Raw genomic sequence first — 19,440 nt, 5'->3', positions numbered from 1 at the left:
TCACCAGCCAAACAACGCGCAAGCATTGCGGGTGCTGGCCTGTGCCAGCACCTCGACATCCAGTCCCATCACTTGCGCCAGCGCCGCGGCAATTTCCGGCAGATGCTCCGGGCTGTTGCGTACCCCCGGGTACATCACCGGTGCCATGTCCGGTGCATCAGTCTCCAGCACCACGCTGTCCAATGGCAGCCGCGCCAGGGTCTTGCGCAGCCGCAGTGCCTGCGGCCAGGTAGCCGCACCGCCCAACCCCAGCATGAACCCCAGCTTGATGTACTCGCGGGCCTCTTCGTAGCTGCCGGCAAACGCATGAATCACCCCCGCCCGCGCGGGCTTGTAGCGCTTGAGCGTGGCAATCACCTGGGCATGGCTGCGGCGCACGTGCAGCAGGGCCGGTAGTTCGAAGTCGCAAGCCATCTGCAGTTGCGCTTCGAACAGCGCCTGCTGGCGAGTCTTGTCCAGGTTTGGAAGGTAATAGTCCAGGCCAAACTCACCCACGGCACATAGCAGCGGGTTGTCGCGCAGGCGCTCCAGCCACTCGCGCAGTTGCAGCAGATGCTCAGGGCGATGCTGGTCGAGGTAGACCGGGTGCAGGCCAAGCGCGGCGAACAGGCGCGGCTCGGCGCAGGCCAGTTCCCACACCCGTTGGAAATTCGCCTGGTACACCCCCAGCACCACCATCCGCTCCAGCCCACGCGCCGCCGCGTTGGCCAGCAGGCGCGGGCGGTCGGCGTCGAAGTCGGGGAAATCCAGGTGGGTGTGGGTGTCGATCAGGCGCATGTTCAGGTCGCTGAGATGCGTTGCTTGAAGGTGCGGCCAACAGCATGCACGCCGGGTTCATAGCGTTTTTCCTCGATGGCAGCCAGTGCCAGTTCAAGCGCAGTGGCGGCAATCTGGCCATGCTGCTGGGCCATGGCATTGACCGGCAGCGGCAGGAAGTCGAGCAACTGGTTGTCGCCAAAGGTACCCAGCTGCAGTTGGCGCGAGTCGACCGGGCGCGCCTGGAGGGTGTCGAACACGCCCTGCAACAGTACGTACGAAGTGGTCACCAGAGCATCAGGCAGGCCACCCAGGTCGTCGATCAGTTGCTGCATCAGGCGCTGGCCGCACTCGCGGCTGAACGCTTCGCCCTGATAGCGGCGCACTTCGCCGGTATAGCCTTGCAGGGCTTCGTCGAATCCGCCGGCACGCGCCTGGCTAACCGACAGCTCGGGGCGCGCGCCTATCAGGGCTATGCTACGTGGTGCCGCGCTGAGCAGGCTGGCGGCCAGCTGGCGGCTGGCATCGCGGTCGTCGCTGATCACCGAGCAGAAGTGTGCGGGGTCCAGACGGCGGTCGATGGCTATCACCGGCAGGCCTTTGTCCTGCAGCTCGCGGTAGCTGTCATCTTCTGGCGGCAGGCAACTGGCAACGAACAGCGCATCGCAGCGGCGCGCACGGAACAGCTGCTGCAGTTGGCGCTCGCTGTCTGGCTGGTCGTCGCTGCTGGCGATCAGAAGCTGGTAGCCGCGGGCGCGGGCGCCTTGCTCCAGTTGCTTGGCAATGCGGGCGTAGCTGGGGTTCTCCAGATCCGGGAGAATGAAGCCCAGGGTGCGGGTATGCCGGCTGCGCAGCCCAGCTGCCTGCGGGTTGGGGGTGAAGCCGTGGGCTTCGACCACCGCGCGTACCCGCTCGACAGTACTGTTACTGATGCGCTGCTGTTCAGCCTTGCCATTGATGACGTAGCTGGCAGTGGTCACGGACACACCGGCCAGACGGGCGATATCGCTGAGTTTCACCGAATTTTCCTTGTTATTACCGGGGCTGGCTGTGAGGCCGGACCGGGTAGTTTGACCCGGTACAGGCATCACGCGCAGACGACCATTGTCGCAATTGTCCGACAGGATGGGGCTTTTTACTGGGCAGATTATCGAGTAACGTGGCCGCCTGGTCAGATTAAACGTTTCAGCCGCCGATTTTTCTGCCTCGGCTGCCACCCGTGCAAGGCTGCTGAACTGGCCCCTTATGTGAATTTCACAACAATACTCCAGTACCCGAACGGGAACTGCAAAAGGAGAAGGTCATGCTCGAGCTCGCCAATGAGCAGATAGCCATGGGCCAGAAGGCCGCCGACAAGGACGAGGCATTGCGCCTTCTGGCGGATCGGCTGGTTGCGGACGGCCTGGTCGCCGAGGGTTACCTGCAAGGGCTGCAGGCCCGGGAGGCACAAGGCTCCACGTTCCTTGGCCAGGGCATCGCCATTCCCCATGGTACGCCGCAAACACGCGATCTGGTGTATGCCACCGGCGTGCGGCTGCTGCAGTTTCCCGAGGGGGTAGACTGGGGTGACGGGCAAATGGTCTACCTGGCCATTGGTATTGCCGCCCGCTCCGACGAACACCTGCGCCTGCTGCAGCTGTTGACCCGTGCGCTGGGCGAGACCGACCTGGCCGAAGCCTTGCGCCGGGCCAGCTCAGCCGAAGTGCTGCTCAAGCTGCTGCAGGGCGCGCCACAAGCGTTGGCGCTGGATGCGCAGCTGGTGGGGCTGAACTTGCCGGCTGAAGACTTCGACGAACTGGCCTGGCGCGGTGCCCGCCTGTTGCAACGTGCCGACTGTGTCGACAGTGGCTTTGCCGCCGTGCTCCAGCAGGCCGAACCGCTGCCGCTGGGCGAGGGCCTGTGGTGGCTGCACAGCGAGCGCCAGGTTCGTCAGCCGGGCCTCGCCTTCATCACCCCGCAGCAGCCGCTGCGTTACCGCGACCAGCCGCTCAACGGTCTGTTCTGCCTGGCCAGCCTTGGCGCCGCTCACGAGGCCCTGCTTGAGCGTCTTTGCGAAGTGCTGATCGAAGGCCGCGGGCAGATGCTCTACCAGGCCACCAACAGCCGTGCGGTACTGGAAGTACTGGTCGGCGAGGCGCCGGCGGACTGGCCCAGCGCACGTGTCGTGCTGGCCAATCCACATGGCTTGCATGCCCGACCGGCCAAGGTGCTTGCACAACTGGCCAAAGGCTTTGAAGGGGAAATTCGAGTGCGCCTGGTCGATAGCGCGCAGCCAGCGGTATCGGTGAAGAGCCTCAGCAAGCTGCTCAGCCTCGGCGCCCGCCGTGGTCAGGCACTGGAACTGGTCGCCGAGCCGAGTATCGCTGCCGATGCCTTGCCGGTGTTGCTGGCCGCTATCGAACAAGGCCTGGGTGAGGAGGTGGAACCGCTCCCGCAGAGCGTCACGCCCATTGCCGATGACCTACCCGAAGTGCTGCAAGCGCCTGCGGCCGGCAGTCGTATCCAGGGTGTGGGTGCCGCCCCCGGCATTGCCAGCGGCCCGGCGCATGTCTGTGTCGAGCGTGAGTTCGACTACCCCTTGCGGGGTGAATCGTGCGCCCAGGAGCGGCAGAAGCTGCGCGAAGCGTTGGCCATCGTCAATGGCGAACTGCAGGCTTTGGTCCTGCGCAGCGACAAGGCCATTGGCGAAATTTTCGTCACCCACCAGGAAATGCTTGCCGACCCGGCCCTGACCGACGATGTCGAGCAGCGCCTGGCCCAGGGCGAAAGCGCCGCGGCCGCGTGGATGGCCGTGATCGACGCCGCGGCCCGTCAGCAAGAGGCATTGCACGATGCGCTGCTTGCCGAGCGCGCTGCCGACCTGCGCGATATCGGCCGCCGCGTGCTGGCGCAGTTGTGTGGTGTGCAGGCGCAGGCTGAACCCGAGCAACCCTATGTGCTGGTGATGACCGAAGTCGGTCCATCCGATGTCGCCCGCCTGGACCCCACCCGGGTTGCCGGTATTGTCACCGCCCAGGGCGGCGCCACGGCCCACAGTGCCATCGTTGCCCGGGCTTTGGGCATACCGGCAGTGGTCGGCGCCGGTGCGTCGATACTGCTGTTGGACAGTGGCACGCCGCTGCTGCTCGATGGCCAGCGTGGTGTGGTTAGCGTCGCACCGCCTGCGGATGAACTGCAGCAGGCGCTGGCCGAGCGTGACCTGCGCGAGCAACGCCTGCAGGCCGCCTGGGCCAACCGCTTCGAGCCGGCCATCACCCAGGATGGGCATGCTGTCGAGGTGTGTGCCAACATCGGTGACAGCAACGGTATTGCCAAGGTGGTGGAGCAGGGCGCCGAAGGTGTGGGCCTGCTGCGCACCGAACTGATTTTCATGGCCCACCCTCAAGCGCCGGACGTGGCTACCCAGGAAGCCGAGTACCGCCGCGTGCTCGATGGCCTCGATGGGCGCCCGCTGGTGGTGCGTACCCTGGATGTCGGCGGCGACAAACCGCTGCCTTACTGGCCGATCGCTGCCGAGGAAAATCCCTTCCTCGGCGTGCGCGGCGTGCGTTTGACCCTGCAGCGCCCGCAAGTGATGGAAGACCAGTTGCGCGCATTGCTGCGGGCCGCCGACCAGCGCCCGTTGCGTATCATGTTCCCGATGGTTGGCCAGGTGCACGAGTGGCGTGAGGCTCGGGCCATGGTGGAACGCCTGCGCGCAGAAATCCCGGTAGCCGACCTGCAACTGGGCATTATGGTCGAGGTGCCTTCAGCGGCCCTGCTGGCAGCGCAATTGGCGCGCGAAGTGGACTTCTTCAGCATCGGCACCAACGACCTGACTCAATACACCTTGGCTATCGACCGTGGCCACCCCAGCCTCTCGGCACAGGCCGATGGCCTGCACCCGGCGGTATTGAGCCTGATCGACATGACCGTGCGCGCCGCCCATGCCCACGGCAAGTGGGTGGGCGTGTGTGGCGAGCTGGCGGCCGACCCGCAAGCGGTGGCCGTGCTGCTGGGGCTGGACGTGGACGAACTCAGCGTCTCCGCGCGCAGCATCGCCGAAGTCAAGGCACTGGTTCGCCAGGCCGATCATCAGACAGCCCGCGCCTTGGCGCGCGAGGCCCTGCAACAGGACAGCGCCGCAGCAGTTCGCGCGCTGGTGGAGCGTTACTGAATGGCCAAGATCCTCACTCTCACCCTGAACCCGGCGCTGGATATCACCATCGGCCTGGACGCTCTGCGCCCAGGCCAGGTCAACCGTAGCCAGGAGCAGCACAGTCACGCCGCGGGCAAGGGGCTGAACGTTGCACAGGTACTGGCCGATCTGGGGCACAGCGTAACCGTTGGCGGTTTCCTCGGGCGCGACAATCTGCAGCCCTTCGAGGCGCTGATCGACGGTCGCGGTTTTACCGACTGCTTTGTCCGTGTGCCGGGCGAAACCCGCAGCAATATCAAGCTGGTCGAGGCCGATGGCCGCGTCACCGATATCAACGGGCAGGGCCCGGAGGTCGACGAGGCGGCACGCAACGCCTTGCTGCACAGGCTGCAACAGATTGCCCCAGGTCACGATGCCGTGGTGGTGGCTGGTAGCCTGCCGCGCGGGATCAGTGCCGACTGGTTCCGCCAGTTGCTCGAACTGTTGAAGGCTCAAGGCCTCAAGGTTGTCCTGGACAGCAGTGGTGAAGCCCTGCGTGTCGGCTTGCAGAGCGCGCCCTGGCTGGTCAAGCCCAATACCGAAGAACTGGGCGAAGTGCTGGGCCTGCCTGTGGATAACCTGGCGCAACAGACGGCTGCCGCCAAGCGCCTGCTGGCCAGTGGCGTTGAACACGTGGTGGTGTCTGCGGGCGAGCAGGGCGTCAGTTGGTTCAGTCGTGACCTGGCCATGCACGCCCGCCCACCCAAGGTACGGGTTGCCAGCACGGTGGGGGCGGGGGATTCGCTGGTGGCCGGCATGGTCCACGGCCTGTTGCTGGCCGAGGCGCCTGCGCAGACGTTGACCCGAGCCACTGCCATCGCCGCCCAGGCCGTTACCCAGGTTGGCTTCGGTATACGTGACCGCGTGCACCTGGTGCAATTGGAAGCGGCCGTGCAACTGACAGAACAACAAGAGGGTTGCCGATGAACATTGCCATAGTCACCGCCTGCCCCAATGGCCAGGTGTCGAGTGTACTGAGCGCACGCTTGCTGTCCGCCGCTGCCCAGCGGCGCGGCTGGAGCACCAGCGTCGAAGTGCAGAATACTGAACATCCCGAGCGGCAACTGAGCGCCGCGCAGATCGCCGAGGCTGACTGGGTGCTTGTGGTCAGCACCGGGCCGGTGGACCTGGCCCGCTTCGTCGGCAAACGCCTGTACCAGAGCACGCCATCCCAGGCGCTGGCTGATCGCGAAGGCTTTCTCGACGAAGCGGCGGCCAACGCCGAGCTGCTGGTCGCAGTGACAGATGGCCCCGCCGCCGCTGGCAGTGCTGGCACCCGCATCGTAGCTGTCACTGCCTGTCCGACCGGCGTAGCCCATACCTTCATGGCCGCAGAAGCCCTGCAGCAAGCAGCACAACAACTGGGCTATCAGCTCACCGTCGAGACCCAGGGCTCGGTCGGTGCGCGCAACCCCTTGTCTGCTGAAGCCATCGCCGCGGCGGACGTGGTTTTGCTGGCCGCCGACATTGAAGTTCCCACTGCACGTTTCGCCGGCAAACGTATTTACCGTTGTGGTACCGGCATTGCCCTCAAGCAGGCTCGCGCGACTCTGGACAAAGCCTTGGCGCAGGCCACGGTGGAGAACAGCGCCGACGCCGCAGCGCCGACCACGCCGACGAAGGGCGAGAAAACCGGCGTGTACAAACACTTGCTTACCGGCGTGTCGTTCATGCTGCCGATGGTGGTGGCCGGTGGCCTGCTGATCGCTCTGTCGTTCGTGTTCGGTATCGAGGCCTACAAAGAGGCGGGCACCTTACCGGCGGCGTTGATGCAGATTGGCGGTGAAGCCGCCTTCAAACTGATGGTGCCGCTACTGGCGGGCTATATCGCCTGGTCCATCGCCGACCGCCCCGGGCTGGCCCCCGGCATGATCGGTGGCCTGCTGGCCAGCACCTTGGGGGCCGGCTTCATCGGTGGCATAGTCGCCGGTTTTCTTGCCGGTTACAGCGCCAAGGCCATTGCCCGATGGGCGCGCTTGCCCAGCAGCCTGGAGGCGCTCAAGCCAATCCTGATCATTCCATTGCTGGCCAGTCTGTTCACCGGCCTGGTGATGATCTACGTGGTCGGCCAGCCGGTAGCGGCGATGCTCGAAGGGTTGACGCACTTCCTCGACAGCATGGGCACCACCAATGCCATCCTGCTGGGGCTGTTGCTGGGCGGCATGATGTGCGTCGACCTTGGCGGGCCGATCAACAAGGCCGCCTATGCGTTCTCGGTGGGGCTGCTGGCCTCGTCGAGCTACGCGCCAATGGCCGCGACCATGGCCGCGGGCATGGTGCCGCCGATTGGCTTGGGCATCGCCACCTTCCTGGCCCGGCGCAAGTTCGCCCAGAGCGAGCGCGAGGCGGGCAAGGCAGCGCTGGCGCTGGGGCTGTGCTTCATCTCCGAGGGGGCGATTCCGTTTGCCGCCAAGGACCCATTGCGGGTGATCCCGGCCAGTATCGCCGGTGGTGCGTTGACCGGGGCATTGTCGATGTACTTTGGCTGCAAGCTGATGGCGCCGCATGGCGGCTTGTTCGTATTGCTTATCCCCAACGCGATCAACCATGCGCTGCTTTATTTGTTGGCGATCATGGCCGGTAGCTTGTTGACTGCGGTGGTGTATGCCGTGATCAAGAAGAGCGAGCGGGTGGAGCTGGCGGTGACGCCGGTTAAAAGTACCTGAGCTGACCCCACTTTGTGGGAGCGGCACAAGGTCGCTTCCACAAAGGCCGCGTTGACCTCTCAGCGCCCATGCTTCTGCCGCAACGGCACCAGCAGATCACCCAGCCCGTTGTGATCGATCTCATGCATCAACGCCAGCAACCCGCCCAGTTCCCCTGTCGGGAAGCCCTTGCGCGCAAACCACGCCAGGTAGTCTCCTGGCAGGTCGGCAATGATCCTCCCTTGGTACTTGCCGAACGGCATGCTGCGGGTCACCAGTAGTTCGAGGGTTTCCGGCTTCATCGTCGCGCACCTGGCTGTGGAAAGGCGCCGACCATACTGCAATCTGCACGAAGCCCCAAGCGGCAATCATGCAGAACGCCGTTATCAGCTGTCGTCTCTTTTGTATAACTCATTGAAAATAAAGTAATTTATTTTTGTGGTAAGCGTGGCACGAACACTGCAATTCCCTAGAGGACTATCACCTGCCAAGGAGTTCGACCATGAGCAACCCCAACAAAGACGTGATCGACGTACTCAACGACCTGATCGAGTACAGCAAGGATGGCGAGAAAGGTTTCAAGGCCTCTGCCGATGATGTGAAGAACCCCGAACTGAAAGCGTTCTTCGTCCAGCGCGCGGGTGAGTGCGCTAACGCTGCCAGTGAATTGCAGGGCGAGGTTCGCCGCTTGGGCGGCGACCCGGAAACCTCCACCAGCATCAGTGGCGACCTGCACCGCGGCTGGGTCAACCTCAAGTCGATGGTCACCGGCAAGGACGAAGAGGCGGTGCTGAACGAGGTGGAGCGTGGCGAGGACCACGCCCTCAAGGCCTACAAGGAAGCCCGCGAGAAGCTGGTGAAACTGGGCCGCACTGCCAGCGACATGACCTACAGCCTGGTGGAAAAGCAGCTGCAAGGCGTGCAGCGCAACCATGACCAGGTCAAGGCCCTGCGCAACGCCGCTCGCGCCCGCTCCTAGTCGAGCGGGCCCTCGACCCGGTTCCGGCCCTTGGCCTTGGCCCGGTAGAGCGCTTCGTCCGCAGCACCCAGCACCCTGCCAAGGTCGTGCTGGGTGTCGGACAAACCGATACCGATGCTCACGGTTACTGCGTGGACATCATCCGCAAACGGCGCCAGCGCCTCGACGCTGGCGCGGATGCGTTCAGCCAGTAGCTGGGCCCCGGCCAGATCGGTTTCCGGCAGCACGACCTGAAACTCCTCCCCACCGTAACGCGCGGCCAGGTCCGCCGGGCGGCGAATGCATGCCTCGATGGCCTTGGCCACTTCGCGCAAGGCATGGTCGCCACCGGCGTGACCATGGCGCTGGTTGAATGCCTTGAAGTGGTCCACATCCACCATCAGTACCGCCAGTGGTTTACGGTTACGTTGGGCGCGGGCCCATTCCTGGCGCAGCACATGGTCCAGCCTGCGGCGGTTGGCCAGGCCAGTCAGGCTATCGGTGGAAGCGAGCATAGCCAGGTCTTCTTCGGCCTCGTGGCGGCGGCGCAGTTCGCGGCCCAGCAGCAACGTCAGCCAGAGAATGCCCACGCACAGACCGCCGGTGGCGACGCTGACAACAATGGCGGTGCGGCGCCAGGACTCGAACACCTCGTCGGCCGAGTGCACCACCAGCACGATCAGGGGCAACTGCGCGACCCGGGCGAAGGTGAACATGCGGAGCTTGCCGTCGATGTCGGAGCGGGCGGTGAAGGTACCGCTCTGTTCAGCGATGATGCGCTTGAAATTGGGCCTTTCGGTGTAGGAGGTTCCAATCAGCGGGTCCTGCGCGCGATAGGGCTGGCGGACGAGCAACTGCCCGTCGGTATTGAACAGGTTGATGCTGCTGTCGTGGCCAATGTCCAGGCGCTGGAACAACTCACTGAAGTACGACAGGCGCAGCGCACCCGCTGCCAACCCGGCGAACTCGCCATTGGGGCCGGAGATGCGTCGGCTGAAGCTGATACACCAGTCCAGGTCGCCAAGCTTGGCCTTGAAAGGGGGCCCTACCAGCAAGCCGAGGTTGGCATTCTGCTGGTGAGCCTTGAACACCCCGGTATGGCCGAAGTTGGCCTTGCGTGGCACGCTGCTGGTGGAGTCGCCGACGACATTGCCTTGCTTGTCCAGCCACAGCACGTCACCCCGCTTGCGGTCGACGAAGGCTTCATTGAACAGCAGGCGCTGGCGTATCGGGCCGGGGACTTCCGGCAGTTCCTTGCGCCCGACGGCCCAGATCAGGCCTTGCAGTGACTGATCGTAGAGTTCGACGTTGCGCAGGATGTCGCTTTCGATCAGCTGGACGATGTTGTTCGACGAGCGCAACGCCGACTGTTCGACACTTTCGCGCTCGCGGTCAAGCAGGTAGCTGACGATGGCCACGATGGCGAGCACGGCAAGGCAACTGCCCAGGTTGAGGATCAGCTCGGGGTGCGACCTGTAGACTGCGAAACGCGGGGATTGGGTGGGCATGCTCGCTACTGCGTGGGCAGGGCCATTCGCGGCGGCGATATTCTAGGGAAGCAGGGATTGTCGGACAAGATTTGTCCGACGGAAGCACGGTGTACTGTACTTTTCTATTTGCCGTGTACCTCTGTAGGAGCGGGTTTACCCGCGAACACCGGCGAAGCCTTCTTCGCGGGTGAACCCGCTCCTACACTGGCAGCAAAAGATCAGAACACGTTCAGTGGGTAATCGACGATGACCCGCAGTTCATCGTTGTCGCTGTTGCTGTCGATCGACGCATAACCCTGGCTGCCGCGGTGGGTGGCATAGCGCACCAGCACCGACAGGTCCTTGAGGTCGCCTTCCTGGAACACGTACTTCACGTCCAGGTCGCGTTCCCAGTGCATGGCGTTCTTGCCATCTTCACGGTAGTAATTGTAGTGAGTGGTGTCCTGAGTGGCCTTGGTCAGGTCGGCCTCACCGCGCGAATACGACAGCGAGGTGCTCAAACCAGGCACGCCGACTCCGGCGAAGTCATAGCCGTACTGCAGTTTCCATGAGCGCTCGTTCGGCGCGTTGAAGTCCGAGTACATGCGCGAGTTGTCCAGGTACACGCTGTCGCCCAGGTTGATGTAGTCGAATGGCGTGTTGCCGTTCACTCGCTGGTAGGCGGCGGTGACGCTGTGGAAGCCTGCGTTGACGGTGAAGTGCACGCTGTAGGTGTTGTTGTCGATCTTGCCTAGCAGGGCCTGGCCGGTGTCCTGGGTGTGATAGAAGTGCACGCCCGGTTTCAGGCTGACCAGGTCATTGACCACATAGGTGTAGTCGAAGTCCGCGTAATACTGGTTCCAGATGTCCTTCAACTCGGCGGCGTACAGGTTGGCGGTGATGTGCTCGGTACCGCTCCACGACGCGCCGGCCCAGTTCAGGTGCTTGCTCTTGTCGTGCTCGTCCAGTGACCCGTAGTAGGTGTCGATGCGGCGGTGGCCGCTCTGGTTGTACGGGTGGGTGAAGCTGACCTGGCCGCCTTCGAGCAACAGGCCGTCGATGCTGGTATTGGTCAGGCTTACACCGCGGAAGGTTTGCGGCAGCATGCGCGTTTCGCCGCCGGCGATCACCGGGTTGGTGAGGAACAGGTCACCGGCTTTCAGCTCGGTGTCGAAGGCCTTGAGCTTGACCGCAGCACCGGCAGTGGAGAACGAGTGCGGGGCAGCGCCCAGCTCGCCGTCGTCCTTGATGTGTTTGGGCAGGATGCTGGTGCCGGCATGGCCGCCGCCGCCGTCGAGCTTCAGGCCCAGCATGGCATGAGCATCCAGGCCAAAGCCGATCACACCTGGGGTGTAGCCCGACTCGAAACGCGCAACCGCGCCCTGGCCCCACTCGCGGGTGTCGCGCACGCCGGCGTTGTGGTTGTCGCGGTTGAAGTAGGCATTACGAAAATGCAGGTTGAAGGACGAACCTTCGATGAAGCCATCAGCCTTGTCTTCATCTGCCTGGGCGGCGAAAGGGATCGTTGCAGTCAACGCAATGAAAAGCGGGGTAAAACGAAACGCGGAAGGCACCGGTACTAGCTCCTTTGGTATGACGGTGGGGCAGTTTTTATATTTGAATGTGCGTCTTTTTATAGGTGGACGTTACAACCAGGCTGAGAGTTGAAGCACATAAAAAAAGCCGCTGATTGGCAGCGGCCTTTAAAAGGCTAACATATCGGCACTGGAGGTGCCCATGGCGTAGCCAAGGGAAAGCGGGAGCAGCGACAGCGCCTGATCAGCTGTCGGCATTGGCATCGACAGTAACTTTGGAAGCTGTCTGTTTAGCGCCTTTTGCGGTATCTGCCTTGTTTGCGGCTACAGCGTCACGGGCCTCTTGATGGACAGCCGCGAGCTCTGCATTGCGGGCGACGAAAGCCGGGGATTCTTCGGCCATGGCCAGGGGCGACAACAACAGGGAAGACAGGACGAAGACGCTGGCAATACCCATACTGCTGGACATTTGAAACTACCTTCTTGCGGTGCAAGTGCTAATGAGGACAGGGGTAAAGTTAGTCCTTTCAGTGCACTCGAAACAGAGCGAAGTGCGATAAGCACTGTTGCGCAAAAAGTAACGATCCTTGGGGGAGTCAATGGGACTTTTGGCGAAAGCCCCGTGCTAGAGCGCCTGCGTACTTTTTGTAATAGATGGGCTCGTCCCCCGAGGCGGTTCACAGCGCTACGGTGGTGTTCGAAGAAAGCCAACGGCAGCTTTGTAGCTGGCCGTCAGCCAGCTATCCGGTCGCTTTTTCGTGCGTGGCCTTGGGCAAGGTGATCAGGCTAAAAGCCGATAAAGGCGTAATACACCGGGGTTTCATTGGTCGTGCGCAAACCCAGTGCCTGCAAGCTCGCCGTCAGCGCTTCATCCTGCACATGCACGGTCCACTGCGTCCCTTCATTCCCCGGCACCTGCGCCAGCGCCGCAGCAAACGCCCCCATATCCGGCAAGTAAGCGGTAAACCCGTTACCTTTTAGCGCACTGGTAGTCATGCCCAATGCCTGACATACCGCGACCTTGGCGGCAATGTCATCGCGGTCGGCCTGGCGCGAAGCCTGGACCAGCGCCTGCAGTTCCACATCGACCAGTTGCGTGCCGTGAATCAGCTCCGGCCCCTGTTGCCAGGCCTCCGGCGGGCAGTCCTTGCTGTCTGGCCGCAATGGAATATGCGGGTTGATTTCTACCGGATAGATGCGACAGACCAGCGGGCGCTGCTCATAGATGGTGCAGAGGTCGTTGGCGTCGAGGTTACGACAACGTCCGGGGTTGAATGCAGCAAAGGTCACCGAGACGCGTACCTCGCCCTCGCCGCAATGCACCGGATGGGAGCGTCGCAGCACATGGTCACGCTGCTCCAGCGGCATGCCAGGGCCGTCCACGACGAGGGCTTCGATCAGTACCACCACCTGGCCGGCATCGTCCGCCCAGCGACGAGCTTCGGCCAGCGTCAGTGGCACATGGTGGCCGGTGCAGCATTTGCCGCAGCCGGTACAGCCGAAACGTAAGCGGTCGGTCACTTGGCTTCCGGGCTCCACTCGCTGACAAAGGCACGCTGGTGCTGGCGATCGTACAGACACAGCTCGGTGCCGGTGCGCTGCTGCATGTGCTTTTGTGGGTAGACGCCTTCGATCAGCAGGGCACTCATGCCTGCCTGGTCATCGAACTCGGCGGGCTTGCCGCGAGCGTGGGCGTTCTTGAACTGGCTTGCGGTCAGGCAGGCCTTGAGCATCTGCTGGCGCTGCTCGTTCCAGGCCTGACTACTGGAGGCCTGGGCAATACCGCTGAAGAGGGCACAGCTGATCAGGATAGAGCTGAGAAGCTTCATATGTGATTCCGGCAATTTTCTTGCGAGGGGCGCGAATTATGCCCGAGTCACCCCCGGCGGCCAGCCGGGGAGTTTGTCGCTGAATATATCAGTGCTCGGCGAACACCACGGTACGCGCGGCCACCACCAGACAATCGGTCAGCTCTGGCGAGGAGAACTTGGTAAGGATGGCATTGGCCCCGGCCTGGGTCGCCTTTTCACTGCTCATGGCACTGTCCAGCGAGGTATGCAACAGCACGTACAGGTGCTGGAAGTCAGGGGTTTCACGCAGCGTGCGGGTGAAGGCGTAGCCGTCCATTTCGCTCATTTCGATGTCGGAGACGATGATGTTGATCTCCTGCGCGGTGCCTTGCAGTTCCAGCAGCACGTTTATGGCGTCTTTGGCGCTGCGCGCGGTGTGGCATTCGATACCGAGGTTGCGCAGGGTGTGCACCGACTGCTGCAAGGCCACCTGGCTGTCGTCCACCACCAGGATATTGGCGGCGGCCAGCAGGCTGGCATCTTCTTCGTTCAAGGTGCCGTGCGCCGGCTCGGCGACGGGCGGGGCGATGGCGTGTATGACTTTTTCGATGTCCAGCACCTGCACCAGGGTGTTGTCGACGCGCGTCACGCCAGTGATGAACGAGCGGGTGCCTGAGGCGTAGGGCGGCGGCTTGATGTCGGTGCTCAGGCAATGCACGATGCGGCTGACCGCCTGTACATGCAGGCCTTGGCGCGAGCGGCTGATCTCGGTAACGATCAGGCAGCCACCCTGTGGATCGGCCAGCGGTTGTTCGCCAATGGCGCGGGACAGGTCGATGACCGACAGCGAGTGGCCGCGCAGGGTTGCCACGCCTTTTACATGGGGGTGCGACTCGGGCAGCTTGGTCAGCGGCGGGCAGGGTATGATCTCGCTGACCTTGAGCAGGTTGATTGCCATCAGCTTACCGCTGCGCAGGGTGAACAGCAGCAGGGATAGCGAATCCGCGCGGGCATTTTGCGTGGCCATGGTGACCTTCGGTGGGGGGCAGGGGATAACCGGTTATCGGCTCTTTGACGGCTGGCTTTAGGGTATTGATGGTAGTTGATGGGTTCGCCTTGGTCTTTTTTGTTGTCAGTGAGGTCGAGCGCCGCCCGCGCGGCGCATCGCGAGCTGCGCTCGCTCCTACGTTTGTTTCAGGCCAGTAAAGCCTGTTCCGGGCGCGCGGCCGCCATGTGTAGGAGCGAGCACAGCTCGCGATGCGCCGCGCGGGCGGCGCTCAATCTCACTGGCAACGCAAACCTCCCGTCACGCACTACCGTTCACGCAGGGCCTCCTTGGCCCGGTTCAGCGGCTTGATCAGGTAATCGAGGATGGTTTTCTCGCCCGTTCGGATATCCACTGTGGCAATCATCCCTGGCACGATCGCAAAACGCTTACCGGCCTTGTTCTGCAAGCTGTCCTGTTCGGTGCGGATGAACACGCGGTAGTAGTAGATTTCCGGTTTGACCTCGTCCTGCAGGGTGTCCGGCGAGATGCCCACCACCTTGCCGTCCAGCCCGCCGTACACCGAGTAGTCATAGGCACTGATCTTGACCTTGGCCGCCTGGTCGGGGTGAATGAAGGCGATGTCCCGTGGCGCGATGCGGGTTTCGATCAGCAGGCGTTCGTCCATCGGTACGATCTTCATCACCTGGCCACCGGGCTGCACCACGCCACCCAGGGTGTTGACCTCGATGTCCTTTACAATGCCGCGCACCGGCGAGCGCAGGGTCAGGCGGCTGAGCGAGTCGCTGCGCCCGCGGATCACTTCCGACAGGGCGTCCGCTTCGGCGCTGGCCTTGGCCAGTTCTTCCCGGGCACGCACCAGATAGTCCGAGCGCGCCTCGTTGGCCTTGAGTTCCAGCTCGGAACGCTGGCGGTTCAGGCGAATAACTTCGACCCGGCTGGAGGCACCCATCTTCGCCAGGTTCTCGGTGATCTTCAGCTCGCTGCGCACCAGTTGCAACGAGTCCTGAATACCCGCCAGGGTCTGTTCCAGGCCGCGGCGGCGGGTCTGGTACAGCGCGGTTTCGGCATCGATCAGGTCAGGAGAGTCGCGCAGGCTCGCCGGGAAGGTCAGTGGCTTGCCGGTCACCTCTGCCTGCAGGCGGGCCTGGCTGGCCCTGGCCGCGCGGTACTTGGCTTCGCTTTCACCAACGCTTGAGGCCGTCTTGGTCGGGTCGAGTTGGGCCAGCACTTGGCCGCGCTCGACCAGGTCGCCTTCGGCGACGCTCATCTGCGCGACGATACCACCCTCGAACGACTGGATTACCTGCTCTCGCGAACTGGGGATGACCTTGCCTGTGCCGGTGGACACCTCGGTCACCTCGAACCAGGCCGCCCAGGCCAGAAACGCCGCCAGCATCAGCGCGCAGAGGGTGATGAGGCGGCCGGCGCGGAATACCGCCTGGTCGTCCTGCCCGTCCAGATAGGAAGCCGGGAGTTCATGGTCGCTCATGCCTGGGCTCCCTGCAGTTTGGCCAGCGCGGCATCGCGCGCGTCATCAATGACGATGCGCCCGGCGTCCAGCACCAGGATGCGGTCGACCCGCTGCAGAACACTCAGGCGATGGGTTGCGATCACCAGTGTACGGCCCTGACAGAAGCGCTCCAGGTTATCCAGCAGCTTGCGCTCGGTCATGTCGTCCAGCGACGCGGTCGGCTCGTCCAGCAGCAGCACCTGCGGCTGGCGTACCAGCAGGCGCGACAGCACCAGGGCTTGGCGCTGGCCGCCAGACAAGCCCAGGCCACCTTCGAGGATCAGATGGTCCATGCCCTTGGGCAGGCGGCGGACGAAGTCCAGTGCGCCAGTGGCGGCCAGTGCGGCTACCAGTTCCTGGTCGCTGGCCTGGCCGGAGCCGAGGGTGAGGTTTTCCCGCAGGGTGCCGTGGAACAGCCTCGCGTACTGCGGCAGCAGGCCGACGTCACGGCGCAGGTCAGCCGGGTCGAGGTGAGCCATGGCGATGCCGTCCAGGCTAATCTCGCCCTGTACCAGGTCCATGGCCCCGCCCAGCGCCTGCAGCAAGGTTGATTTGCCGGCGCCGTTGCGGCCCAGCACGGCAATGCGCTCGCCCGGCTGGATGTCCAGCCGGCCAATGTTCAGCACTGGCGGGTACTCTTCGCTGTAGCGGAAGCTGGCCTGGCGCAGGCGGTACTCGCCGTGAATGGCCGGCAGGTGCACGCGGGCTTCGCCTTCGGGGTGGTCGACCGGCGATTGCATCAGCTTGTCCAGGCCTTGCAGCGCGACCTTGGCCTGCTGCCAGCGGGTCAGTACATGGGTCAGCTGTGCCAGCGGCGCCATCATTCGCGACGAAAGCATGGATGCCGCCACCAGGCTACCTGTGGTGAGGTCGCCGGCGATGACCATGGGTGCGCCGATCACGATTACCACGGCAAACACTGCACCCTGCACGTTCTGCGTCCAGGTCACCAGGCCGTTGGTGAGGGTGCGCAGGCGCAGGTTGGTGTGCGCACAGGCCGCGTTGTACTGGTTCCATTGCCGTTCGAAGCGTGCCTCTGCCTGTAGTGCCTTGATCTCGTCCAGGCCCTGGATGCTTTCCACCAGCATGGCGTTGCGCAGCGCCGACTCACGCATCGAGGCGTTGGCCAACCGTGCCAGGCGCCGTTGTGCAAGCAACCCTGGCAACACCATGGCCAGCAGCGCGACCAGCGGGATGAACACCAGCACGCCGCCGATCAGCCAGAACACGAACAGGAACAGCAGAAAGAACGGCAGGTCGGCCAGCACCGTGGCGGTGCTGGACGTGATCAGGTCGCGGATCGATTCCAGCTCGCGCAACTGCGAGATGAACGAGCCGGTGGACTTCGGCCGCACCGAGTTGCGCAGGCGCAGGGCATGGCCATAGACAAGGTCGCTCACCCGCAGGTCGGCGCGCTTGCCGAGCAGGTCGGTCACCTTTAGCCGCAGCAGGCGCATGCTGAAGTCGAACACCAGTGCCAACACCACACCGCCAAACAGGACGTAGAGGGTGGGCAGGGATTCAGCCGGTATCACTCGGTCATACACCTGCATCGAGAACAGTACGCCGGCCAGCGCCAGCACGTTGGCCACCAGTGACGCGACCATCACCTGCCCATAGGGGCGCAGGTCGCGCAGTACGATGCGGGCGAACCAGTGGTGGTCGTAAGGGGCGGTGTAGTCGTCGGTGCGCACATCGCGCAATGGCCGGGCCGGGCGCAGCAGGGCAACGCGGTTGATGCGGCCTTTCAGGGTGTCGCGGGGCAGGCGCGAAGTCAGGCCTTGGTCACCGGCAAACACTACCGCCAGGTCGTCCTCTTCGGTCACCGACTCGACCACCGCCAGTTGCCCGTCGTCCAGCTCCAGCACCAGCGGCGTGCGCCATTGCCGCAGGCCCTTGGCATCGAAGTGCACGAAGCGCAGTGCCAGCCCCGCCTGACGTGCCATGTGGCGGAGGATTTCATTCAACGGGCGGGCATCCTCCACTGCGGCCAGGCGAATACGCTGGGGTGATACGTCCAGGCGGTAGTGGTGCGCCACCTGCAATATCACCTCAAGCCAGGGGCCAAGGTCTGGCCGGTGCGCGGCGGCCTGCTCCGGCGCGGGTGCCTGGTTGGGCAGGGTCACATCGATCGAATCACTCATGGCTGGATCTCCACACCTTGCAGGTTGCGCCCCTCAAGGCCAAAGGCCGTGCGCAGGGCGCCGGTGTTGTACAGGCAGTCGACATCCAGGCGCAGCAGATCGGAGCGGGTGCCGGCAAGTTCGAAGCGTGACTGGTAGATCTCCTGCTCGGCGTTGAGCAGGTCGAGCAGTGGCCGTGTGCCCAGGTCCAGGTACTGACGCCCGTAGAGCATGCGTGCTTCCTGAATACTGGCCTGGCGCGCTTCCAGCGAGGTCAGCCGGCGGCTTAGCCCGGAGGTTTGCGCCATGGCTTCGGCCAGGCCCCGACGCGCCTGCAGGCGGGCGGCGTCCTCGGCGGAGTCGGCTGCGGTCAGCGCGTGGCTGGCCGCGCGGGTACGGGCGCTGATGGAGCCCCCTTGGTAGATGGGGACTTCGACGTTCAGGTAGATGCCTGCCTGGGTGCGGTCCAGTCGTGAGTTATCGCGGTTATAGTCGTCGTCCAGGTAATGATTGACCTGCGGTTGCAGCGACAGGGTGGGGTAGGCCTCCGCCTTGGCCTGGGCCAGTTCAGCCTGGCCCTGTGCGCGCTGGGCCAAGGCCATCAGCACGGCGGGCAGGCGGTCATCACCCTGTGCAGGGCGCTTGCAGGCCTGGTTCAGCTCAGCGGGTGAGCCCTCGGCCAGTGCCGGAGGGGTAACGCGGCCCATCAGCGCCGCCAGGGTCGAGCGCCAGCGCTCGTACTGCGACTGGTACTCCTCCAGGGTGGCACGGGCGCTTTCCACGCGGGACTCGGCCTGCACCACGTCGGAGCGGGTGCTGGCGCCCATGTCGCTACGCTGGCGGGCCATGCCGGCAATGTCGCCCACGCCGCGAATCTGGTCGCGGGCAATCGTCAGCAGTTGCTCGTATCGGCGGGTTTCGATCCAGGCATAGGCTGTGTCGCGGGCCAGATCGTCGACCACCAGCAGGATATTGGCCTGGGCGCGGGCGGCAGCCGCCTGGGCGGCATTGACGGCGCTGTCGACCTTGCCGAAGTCATAGAGCATTTGCTTGAGCGACAGGTTCAGGGCCTGGCTATTGCGGTCGCCACCATAACCGGTGTCATAACCGGTGCGCAGACCGCCGGAAATCTGTGGGTAGTACCCCGCACGGGCGACGTTGATGCCTTCGCCCTGCTTGTAAAGGTTGCCGATGGCCTCAGCGATGCTCGGGTGCCATTGCGCTGCCTGCAGCACCGCGTCGGTAAGGCTCAACCGTTCGCCACTGGCCACGGGTGCCATGCCAGTGGGGGGGCGGGCGGGTACCGCTTCGGGCGAATCGCGTAACAACGATGGCCCGATCTGGCGCAGGTGGGGGTCTATATCATCGGCTGCCTGGGCAACCGGGTGGAAGTTCAGGGCCAGGAGCCCGAATGCTCCCAGCAACAGCGGTGACAGCGGACTGCTTCGCTTCACATAGTTCCCTTACT

Annotated in this window: 16 protein-coding genes; 4 read left to right on the top strand and 12 right to left on the bottom strand. The window is 63.9% G+C overall.

Annotated features, from left to right (window positions below; all coding sequences use genetic code 11):
- The gene (locus ACF8EA_RS21390) at positions 1-777 is read right to left on the bottom strand and encodes a TatD family hydrolase (RefSeq protein WP_392523155.1); all 777 of its coding nucleotides are present in this window, start codon (positions 775-777) and stop codon (positions 1-3) included.
- Between the two features lie 2 nt (positions 778-779).
- Positions 780-1,775 (bottom strand): catabolite repressor/activator, encoded by a 996-nt coding sequence (gene cra / locus ACF8EA_RS21385; protein WP_021781726.1) that lies wholly within the window; start codon positions 1,773-1,775, stop codon positions 780-782.
- Positions 1,776-2,059: 284 nt separating this feature from the next.
- Here cra and ptsP point away from each other — a divergent pair, with 284 nt between their 5' ends.
- The 3 genes from ptsP to ACF8EA_RS21370 are packed head-to-tail and all read left to right on the top strand — an operon-like array spanning position 2,060 to position 7,599.
- The gene (ptsP, locus tag ACF8EA_RS21380) at positions 2,060-4,912 is read left to right on the top strand and encodes a phosphoenolpyruvate--protein phosphotransferase (RefSeq protein ID WP_392523154.1); all 2,853 of its coding nucleotides are present in this window, start codon (positions 2,060-2,062) and stop codon (positions 4,910-4,912) included.
- Positions 4,913-5,860: a 1-phosphofructokinase gene (gene pfkB / locus ACF8EA_RS21375; protein WP_279934860.1), complete on the top strand. Its 948-nt coding sequence runs from the start codon at positions 4,913-4,915 to the stop codon at positions 5,858-5,860. It begins immediately after the preceding gene.
- Positions 5,857-7,599 (top strand): PTS fructose-like transporter subunit IIB, encoded by a 1,743-nt coding sequence (locus tag ACF8EA_RS21370; RefSeq protein ID WP_103443503.1) that lies wholly within the window; start codon positions 5,857-5,859, stop codon positions 7,597-7,599. Before pfkB ends, ACF8EA_RS21370 begins: the two co-directional genes overlap by 4 nt.
- A gap of 59 nt (positions 7,600-7,658) precedes the next feature.
- Here ACF8EA_RS21370 and ACF8EA_RS21365 read toward each other — a convergent pair whose 3' ends face one another.
- Positions 7,659-7,880, bottom strand: a complete 222-nt coding sequence (locus tag ACF8EA_RS21365; protein ID WP_021781730.1) for a DUF3820 family protein — start codon at positions 7,878-7,880, stop codon at positions 7,659-7,661.
- A 200-nt stretch (positions 7,881-8,080) separates the two neighbouring features.
- Between ACF8EA_RS21365 and ACF8EA_RS21360 the strand changes: the two genes are divergently transcribed.
- Positions 8,081-8,557, top strand: a complete 477-nt coding sequence (locus ACF8EA_RS21360) for a PA2169 family four-helix-bundle protein (protein WP_003247307.1) — start codon at positions 8,081-8,083, stop codon at positions 8,555-8,557.
- Here ACF8EA_RS21360 and ACF8EA_RS21355 read toward each other — a convergent pair.
- From ACF8EA_RS21355 to ACF8EA_RS21315, 9 genes are all read right to left on the bottom strand, one after another.
- On the bottom strand, positions 8,554-10,044 hold the full coding sequence (locus ACF8EA_RS21355) for a sensor domain-containing diguanylate cyclase (protein ID WP_330508941.1): 1,491 nt from the start codon (positions 10,042-10,044) through the stop codon (positions 8,554-8,556). The two genes, ACF8EA_RS21360 and ACF8EA_RS21355, sit on opposite strands and share 4 nt — an antisense overlap.
- Positions 10,045-10,244: 200 nt before the next feature.
- Positions 10,245-11,579, bottom strand: a complete 1,335-nt coding sequence (locus ACF8EA_RS21350) for an OprD family porin (protein ID WP_392523152.1) — start codon at positions 11,577-11,579, stop codon at positions 10,245-10,247.
- Positions 11,580-11,784: 205 nt separating this feature from the next.
- Complete coding sequence (locus tag ACF8EA_RS21345; RefSeq protein ID WP_021781733.1) at positions 11,785-12,009, bottom strand: hypothetical protein; 225 nt, start codon at positions 12,007-12,009, stop codon at positions 11,785-11,787.
- Positions 12,010-12,326: 317 nt separating this feature from the next.
- Entirely contained in the window at positions 12,327-13,061 is a 735-nt protein-coding gene (locus ACF8EA_RS21340) for a YkgJ family cysteine cluster protein (RefSeq protein ID WP_392523150.1), read from the bottom strand.
- Positions 13,058-13,369, bottom strand: coding sequence for a hypothetical protein (locus tag ACF8EA_RS21335; RefSeq protein ID WP_021781735.1), 312 nt, complete (start codon positions 13,367-13,369; stop codon positions 13,058-13,060). The genes ACF8EA_RS21340 and ACF8EA_RS21335 overlap by 4 nt, the downstream gene beginning before the upstream one ends.
- A gap of 88 nt (positions 13,370-13,457) precedes the next feature.
- Positions 13,458-14,357 carry a chemotaxis protein gene (locus ACF8EA_RS21330; RefSeq protein WP_021781736.1) on the bottom strand — a complete coding sequence of 300 codons (900 nt, stop codon included), beginning with the start codon at positions 14,355-14,357 and terminating at the stop codon, positions 13,458-13,460.
- Between the two features lie 286 nt (positions 14,358-14,643).
- Positions 14,644-15,828, bottom strand: a complete 1,185-nt coding sequence (locus ACF8EA_RS21325) for an HlyD family type I secretion periplasmic adaptor subunit (protein WP_392523148.1) — start codon at positions 15,826-15,828, stop codon at positions 14,644-14,646.
- On the bottom strand, positions 15,825-17,993 hold the full coding sequence (locus tag ACF8EA_RS21320) for a type I secretion system permease/ATPase (protein WP_392523147.1): 2,169 nt from the start codon (positions 17,991-17,993) through the stop codon (positions 15,825-15,827). The genes ACF8EA_RS21325 and ACF8EA_RS21320 overlap by 4 nt, the downstream gene beginning before the upstream one ends.
- The gene (locus ACF8EA_RS21315) at positions 17,990-19,426 is read right to left on the bottom strand and encodes a TolC family outer membrane protein (RefSeq protein ID WP_274149809.1); all 1,437 of its coding nucleotides are present in this window, start codon (positions 19,424-19,426) and stop codon (positions 17,990-17,992) included. Before ACF8EA_RS21315 ends, ACF8EA_RS21320 begins: the two co-directional genes overlap by 4 nt.
- Between the last annotated feature and the right edge of the window lie 14 nt (positions 19,427-19,440).

The sequence above is a fragment of the Pseudomonas sp. YQ_5 genome, assembly GCF_043103305.1.
Lineage (GTDB): Bacteria > Pseudomonadota > Gammaproteobacteria > Pseudomonadales > Pseudomonadaceae > Aquipseudomonas > Aquipseudomonas putida_Y.
This window is presented reverse-complemented; position numbering and strand designations above follow the sequence as displayed.

Excerpts from the sequence above, each read along its gene's own strand:
- pfkB (WP_279934860.1), top strand. The coding sequence starts at position 4,913 with ATGGCCAAGATCCTCACTCTCACCCTGAACCCGGCGCTGGATATCACC.
- ACF8EA_RS21365 (WP_021781730.1), bottom strand. The coding sequence starts at position 7,880 with ATGAAGCCGGAAACCCTCGAACTACTGGTGACCCGCAGCATGCCGTTC.
- ACF8EA_RS21320 (WP_392523147.1), bottom strand. The coding sequence starts at position 17,993 with ATGAGTGATTCGATCGATGTGACCCTGCCCAACCAGGCACCCGCGCCG.
- ACF8EA_RS21345 (WP_021781733.1), bottom strand. The coding sequence starts at position 12,009 with ATGTCCAGCAGTATGGGTATTGCCAGCGTCTTCGTCCTGTCTTCCCTG.
- ptsP (WP_392523154.1), top strand. The coding sequence starts at position 2,060 with ATGCTCGAGCTCGCCAATGAGCAGATAGCCATGGGCCAGAAGGCCGCC.
- ACF8EA_RS21330 (WP_021781736.1), bottom strand. The coding sequence starts at position 14,357 with ATGGCCACGCAAAATGCCCGCGCGGATTCGCTATCCCTGCTGCTGTTC.
- ACF8EA_RS21360 (WP_003247307.1), top strand. The coding sequence starts at position 8,081 with ATGAGCAACCCCAACAAAGACGTGATCGACGTACTCAACGACCTGATC.
- ACF8EA_RS21325 (WP_392523148.1), bottom strand. The coding sequence starts at position 15,828 with ATGAGCGACCATGAACTCCCGGCTTCCTATCTGGACGGGCAGGACGAC.
- ACF8EA_RS21335 (WP_021781735.1), bottom strand. The coding sequence starts at position 13,369 with ATGAAGCTTCTCAGCTCTATCCTGATCAGCTGTGCCCTCTTCAGCGGT.
- ACF8EA_RS21370 (WP_103443503.1), top strand. The coding sequence starts at position 5,857 with ATGAACATTGCCATAGTCACCGCCTGCCCCAATGGCCAGGTGTCGAGT.
- ACF8EA_RS21355 (WP_330508941.1), bottom strand. The coding sequence starts at position 10,044 with ATGCCCACCCAATCCCCGCGTTTCGCAGTCTACAGGTCGCACCCCGAG.
- ACF8EA_RS21390 (WP_392523155.1), bottom strand. The coding sequence starts at position 777 with ATGCGCCTGATCGACACCCACACCCACCTGGATTTCCCCGACTTCGAC.